Annotated in this window: 5 protein-coding genes, 1 tRNA gene and 1 rRNA gene; 4 read left to right on the top strand and 3 right to left on the bottom strand. The window is 35.6% G+C overall.

The genetic code is table 11. The features are described from left to right. Nucleotides 1–79: ribosomal RNA gene (locus HNP81_RS11030) — 16S ribosomal RNA — on the bottom strand; the annotation flags it as partial. Nucleotides 80–651: 572 nt separating this feature from the next. Further along, nucleotides 652–1,542: a DMT family transporter gene (locus tag HNP81_RS11025; protein ID WP_182502642.1), complete on the bottom strand. Its 891-nt coding sequence runs from the start codon at nt 1,540–1,542 to the stop codon at nt 652–654. Nucleotides 1,543–1,706: 164 nt separating this feature from the next. Here HNP81_RS11025 and HNP81_RS11020 point away from each other — a divergent pair, with 164 nt between their 5' ends. Then, the gene (locus tag HNP81_RS11020; protein ID WP_028393771.1) at nt 1,707–2,414 is read left to right on the top strand and encodes an MgtC/SapB family protein; all 708 of its coding nucleotides are present in this window, start codon (nt 1,707–1,709) and stop codon (nt 2,412–2,414) included. Nucleotides 2,415–2,525: 111 nt separating this feature from the next. On the opposite strand, the gene HNP81_RS11015 is transcribed toward HNP81_RS11020, so the two are convergent. After that, nucleotides 2,526–2,828, bottom strand: a complete 303-nt coding sequence (locus HNP81_RS11015; protein WP_028393770.1) for a type II toxin-antitoxin system HicB family antitoxin — start codon at nt 2,826–2,828, stop codon at nt 2,526–2,528. A 142-nt stretch (nt 2,829–2,970) separates the two neighbouring features. Here HNP81_RS11015 and HNP81_RS11010 point away from each other — a divergent pair, with 142 nt between their 5' ends. The 3 genes from HNP81_RS11010 (at nt 2,971) to bcaP (ending at nt 5,752) form a co-directional block, all read left to right on the top strand. Next, on the top strand, nt 2,971–3,345 hold the full coding sequence (locus HNP81_RS11010; protein WP_182502641.1) for a nucleotide excision repair endonuclease: 375 nt from the start codon (nt 2,971–2,973) through the stop codon (nt 3,343–3,345). A gap of 247 nt (nt 3,346–3,592) precedes the next feature. Beyond that, nucleotides 3,593–3,665 (top strand) — tRNA-Ala (locus HNP81_RS11005). 695 nt (nt 3,666–4,360) lie between these two features. Then, nucleotides 4,361–5,752, top strand: coding sequence for a branched-chain amino acid transporter BcaP (gene bcaP, locus HNP81_RS11000; RefSeq protein ID WP_182502640.1), 1,392 nt, complete (start codon nt 4,361–4,363; stop codon nt 5,750–5,752). Nucleotides 5,753–6,000 lie beyond the last annotated feature (248 nt).

The following is a 6,000-nucleotide window of genomic DNA, read 5'->3' as shown; positions in this document are numbered from 1 at the left end:
TCCCAATCATTCGCTCGACTTGCATGTATTAGGCACGCCGCCAGCGTTCGTCCTGAGCCAGGATCAAACTCTCCAAAAAGTGTTTGACTTGCTCATTGTTTTTATAGTGTGTACTCACTTAATTTAAACGTTGGCGCTTTGTTTTGTTCAGTTTTCAAAGAGCAATCTTTGTCGTTTCTCTCAGAAGCGACTTCTATAATTTATCACAGCCGATATCCTGTGTCAACAATTATTTCGAAAAGTTTTTTTCGTGTTAACTGCTGTCAGCGTTCGTTACTGGCTTAGCGACAAGAAATAATATATCACGATAAAAAAATGATTGCAATACTTTTTTAACTTTTTCTAAAAATAGATTACATTACTTTTTATATTTAACCATCTCTCTTATTTGTTTTCAATTCATTTCTTCATAAGATAGTTAAGAATTCATTACGAGATCAGTTCGTCTCTTCGTTCTAAAGCCTAGTAATGTCGGAATAATTCGTTTGCTTCTACATAAAATTTATTACTACTTTTTTTAAAATGAACTATGAGTAACTAACATTCATGATTAATCAAAAGCTTAAAAAGAGTTCAAAGAAAAAAAGCAGGAAAACTACACTGCTTTTTTTCATGAAGGTAAATAATAGGCATTTAAAGCTTTATTGTTTTCTATATCGAACGATCTTTGGTTTTTTTACTGTCACTCAGGAAGTAAATTAATCCTGCAAAGATGATAGCTCCACCGATAATTTGGGTGAGTACAACTGTTTCATCCAGAATAAAGTAAGCTAGAATAGTTGCCCCAACCGGTTCTAACAAAATAGCCATTGAAATGGTAGTGGTACTTAGCCATTTTAGTGACCAATTTAACAACGAATGCCCTAATAGGTTTGGAAAAATAGCTAACAGGATAAATAGAATCCAGTCTGTTGCCGGATATGGACCGAGTGGTTCTCCCTTTACTAGTACATAAAGAAATAAAGTGACCATGCTCATACCATAAACAACAAAGGTGTATGTAGTAGAAGAGATTCTTTGTCTAACGGTTTGTCCTACTAATAGGTAGGCCGTTATTAACGCACAAGCGATAAGTGCAAGAATATCACCAAACAAGGCGATCCCACTAATCTTGAAATCTCCCCAACTAATGACCAAGCTACCACTAATAGCAATTATACTACTTAAGATTGCTCGCACCGAAAACCGTTCCTTAAAAAAGAAATAAGCGCCTGCGAAGGCAAACAACGGCTGAAGTGTTACAAGAACGGTAGAACTAGCTACAGATGTGTAGTTCAACGATTCGAACCATAAAATAAAATGAAAGGCCAAAAATATTCCAGCAATACTAGACAATAGCCAGTCTTTCTTATTTATATGTTTCAGCTCGTGACGATATTTTGCCAGAAAGAATGGCAGCATAATGACGATTGTGAAAAACAGTCGATAAAATGCAATAATTCCTGATGGTGCTGAAGCTAATTTTACAAAAATAGCCGACAATGAAATAGATGTGACAGCAAGTAATAATACAAAATAAGGATTTATTTTAGGTTGAAGCATGGTAATTCCTCTTTTCAGACTTATAATAGAAAGTAATACATTTAAATTGGTACGTTTTTTTTTACATTCATACGAACCCTTTACAATTAAGAATTCATGTATAGGGTATAACACAGCAAATATAGCGTACCAGAAAATATTATATGAATGGTGATGATTTGGCCATGGATTGGTTTTTAAACTTAAGTTCAGAAGCTCAAATTTTAGTAAAGCTAGGGATATCAGCTTTACTAGGCTTAGTAATCGGCTTAGAACGAGAAATTAAACGAAAACCTGTTGGCTTGAAGACAAGCCTGGTTATCTCCATTATTAGCTGCTTACTGACAGTGGTCTCCATTGAGTCAGCTTATACGTTCACAGGTAGTGAACATGTTAATATTACGATGGATCCACTCAGACTTGCAGCCCAAATTGTTTCAGGGATTGGCTTTATCGGGGCAGGAGTTATTCTAAGACGCGATAATAATAGTATATCCGGGTTAACCACAGCTGCAATTATTTGGGGAGCAGCTGGGATTGGAATAGCAGTCGGCGCAGGATTCTTTATTGAAGCAACAGCAGGTGTCATTTTATTAATCATCAGTGTCGAACTTATTCCTTGGCTAGTTGCCCTAATAGGTCCAAAACAGTTTCGACAAAAAGAAATTATGTTGAAATTGATGATTCCAAACAAAAATGATATCGCAATCGTGATGAAAAAAATTAAAGAAAATAATATTTTTGTAAAAAATATTCGAATTAACGATCTTGAAGACGATTTACATTATGTCCAACTTCTAGTCCTAGTTGATACAAAACGAAAAACCACTGACGTCTACTATTGTGTTTCGACATTTGAAGAAATTTCAAAAGTAGAAATTGAAAACTTATGATAATAATGAAAAGTGGCTGTCCTAAAACAAATGAGCAGACCTCGTCCCCTATACACAGAATGAAGTAAATAGTGGACGAGACCCAGCTGCCTGTCGAACATCCACTTTTCCTTATACTGAAATATATTCTACTTCAATACGAAACGGCTTACCTACTTCTTCTTCTACATAAAATTGTGCAATATCAACTTGTTCAATCGGAGTTGCTTCTGGCATGGTTTTTCCTTCATCTACCGCCATGTCGATCGCAATCGCCAATAAATCCTGAGCAGCCTCTCTCGCATCCTCCAGATCATTCCCAGCTGTAGAAGCTGACAAGCCCGCTGCTTTCAGATCCGGAAAAACCACATGGATTGTATAGTCTTCTTTCATTACTCTTGCCTCATAATAATAAATCACTGGATATTGTATCATAGTTACCCCCTCAATATTCTCATGCATTATTGTAGCAAATTTAACTTCACATTACTCATTCGATATTGTTTCTCTCACAAATAGCTTTTCTTGTATACTTATGATACCATTTATCTTTATTAAATAGAGGAAGTGACTGTTCATGATTAATATTACAATCCCTACAGCAGATTTAACCATTAAGCAGCGAAAACAAATCGTAAAAGGGGACGAGCCAATCATTCCTGATATTTACGGATTTATTGACTTTCACCTGATTCCAAGAGATAAAGGCGGAATCTTCATGTTCTATAACAAAGAGGGTCAATTACTTTTCGTCGGAAAAGCTAGAAAACTCCGCCAAAGAATCAAGAAGCACTTCGAAGATTCTGTTTCACCGATTAAACTGCATAGAAATGAAGTATCCAGTATCGAGATTTGCTATGTAGAAGATCCAATGGAAAGAGAAATCTATGAAACGTTCATTATCAATGAACATAAAGCAAAATATAATATTGATAAAGTATTCTTTAGATAATATAGATAAAAAGCTGGCTGCGGGTGCAATCAGCTTTTTTATTATGACTCTTTTCACAATCTGTTACTGACATTCGTATATAAGATCGGGTATACCAATCACGAAATCTAACGGGTAAGTTAATAAATCAATTTGCAACATCGGTCAAACCACATTAATTTTAGAAAGATCGCTAAAAGAACACTTTTCTATTAAAAATCCATTGACTTTTTCAGAAAAATAGATAAAATTAAAAATATACCTTAACGGGGGCTTAGCTCAGCTGGGAGAGCGTTTGGCTGGCAGCCAAAAGGTCAGCGGTTCGATCCCGCTAGTCTCCATACTTAAAACCCTTGTGTATCAAGGGTTTTTTTTATTTTCACAAATTATTAAGATACATATCTTACTTAAAATACAGCTTTGGTCATTCTATTGGATGTTCCAACCCTATATAAACAGTATTTCTATAAAAATACACCCATAGCTTGCTACGATTGCATGTGCTTTCCATAGAGTCTCCATGATGCATCTAAATGCAGTTTTATCTATTTTTCTCTCCGTTTATATATACTTCCAATAGACCAAACTCATTGAAGTGTTGTTAACTATTCAAGTCTGCATTTAACTTCTTCATAGCAGCTATAAATAAGCATTGCTCTTAATCTCCTCTGACCATTCCCAGAACTTCTCATTTTTCAGAAAAAACATTTAATAAAGTGAAACTTCAATCAGTAGGGGTTTTATTACCGTTAATGCGGGATAAACGGTTAATAGAGGTTTCTATCCTCTTCACTTTCGATTTTACTTCTATTTCTTGGTTCATCCTCAAATACTAATTAGCTTCAGAAAAATAGCTCTTTCATCCAAGAATAGATTCATACTATTCTGCAGAAACTATTTTCGCCCCCCCCTTTTCATTTCAATTTTCAAAAACTCTTTAAATTTCGACATATTTTTTGGTAATTCGACAAAATTCATTGACCTATAAAAAATAAACATTAGAATTTTTACATATTTTTAAAAAATGAGGGTTCGTATGAAAAATGTATTATTCAGGAAAAAAAATCTCGAGGAGTTGCTGAAAAAAAAGGGAGATATCCAGCTACAGCAATCGTTAGGTGCTTTTGATTTAGTGTTGCTTGGTGTTGGAGCCATTGTTGGAACAGGTATATTTATACTTCCTGGAACAGTGGCTGCGAGTCACTCTGGACCAGCTATTGTTTTTTCATTTATTATCGCTGCTATCGTCTGCGCGTTGGCGGGTATGTGTTATTCTGAATTTTCTTCTTCCGTACCAGTAACAGGTAGTGCCTATACGTATGGATATATTGTATTTGGAGAAATAGTCGCTTGGTTAGTTGGTTGGGCTTTAGTATTGGAATATGGTTTGGCAGTTGCTGCAGTCTCAACTGGTTGGGCTTCATATTTATCTGCTTTGTTAGAAGGATTTCATATTATCATTCCAAAGGAAATCTCAGGTCCATTTTCTCCCGCAGACGGAACTTATGTAAATTTACCAGCTATTGTTATAGTGTTTGCCACTGCTTTCTTGTTAACACGCGGGATCAATGAATCTGCAAAGCTGAATAAGATCATGGTATTTATTAAAGTAGGTGTTATTCTTTTATTTATAGGAGTAGGTATTTTTTATGTGGAACCTGCTAATTGGCAGCCATTTTTGCCTTTCGGAATTGAAGGTGTTTTGAGCGGAGCAGCCCTTGTTTTCTTTGCCTATCTTGGGTTTGATGCTGTGTCATCTGCTGCTGAAGAGGTAAAAAATCCACAACGTAATTTGCCAATTGGAATTATTGGTCCATTATTAATTTGTACACTACTTTACGTAGTGATTTCTCTTGTTTTAACTGGAATGGTTCCTTATACGCAGCTAAACGTAAGTGATCCAGTTAGCTATGCTATGCAGCTTATTCACCAAGATTGGATGGCTGGTGTAATTTCACTTGGTGCTGTTGTCGGGATGATGACGGTTATTCTTGTAATGTTATATGGAGGAACAAGACTACTTTACGCACTTGGACGTGATGGATTACTACCGAAAATTATGTGTGAGCTTAATGAAAAATATAAAACACCTGTTAAAAATACGTGGATCTACGCAGTAATTGTCGCTTTTTGCGCTGGCTTCATTCCCTTGTCTAAACTCGTAGAATTAGTGAATATGGGAACATTACTTGCATTTACAATCGTTTCAATCGGCGTTATTTTCTTAAGAAAGAATAAGAATATACCATCCGGTGGTTTTAAAATACCGTTCTTTCCAGTTCTACCGATCTGCTCATTCCTATTATGTTTATTTTTAATCGCTCAACTCTCAGTTCATACATGGATTGCATGCAGTATTTGGTTTGTATTTGGATTGTTCATCTATTTTACTTACGGTAAAAAGCATAGCTTAATGAATAAAAAATAAGGTATGTTAAAAATGGCCGTTCGATTCTGCCAGTCTCCAAAAAATTAAGAGAACAAATGCTCAATCTCATGAGATACAAGAGATTGAGCATTTGTTTTTACATTAATATAACGCCCCACTGAAAGTTAGTCCCGTTTTACTGTTGTTAAGATCTAAAGCACACGCTTCAAACAATCGTCAGTACGAGCGAAGGCAATGAATCACAGACTAAGTACGCCGTGTCCTTTAGTCTTTCGTCTGGTTCCCCA

Source organism: Peribacillus huizhouensis (assembly GCF_014138605.1).
Classification (GTDB): Bacteria; Bacillota; Bacilli; order Bacillales; family DSM-1321; genus Peribacillus; species Peribacillus huizhouensis.
The sequence above is the reverse complement of the archived record's forward strand: the minus strand, read 5'-3'. Positions and strand labels throughout refer to the sequence as shown.

Coding starts and splice junctions, on each gene's coding strand:
- HNP81_RS11025 (WP_182502642.1), bottom strand. CDS start 1,542: ATGCTTCAACCTAAAATAAATCCTTATTTTGTATTATTACTTGCTGTC.
- HNP81_RS11020 (WP_028393771.1), top strand. CDS start 1,707: ATGGATTGGTTTTTAAACTTAAGTTCAGAAGCTCAAATTTTAGTAAAG.
- HNP81_RS11015 (WP_028393770.1), bottom strand. CDS start 2,828: ATGATACAATATCCAGTGATTTATTATTATGAGGCAAGAGTAATGAAA.
- HNP81_RS11010 (WP_182502641.1), top strand. CDS start 2,971: ATGATTAATATTACAATCCCTACAGCAGATTTAACCATTAAGCAGCGA.
- bcaP (WP_182502640.1), top strand. CDS start 4,361: ATGAAAAATGTATTATTCAGGAAAAAAAATCTCGAGGAGTTGCTGAAA.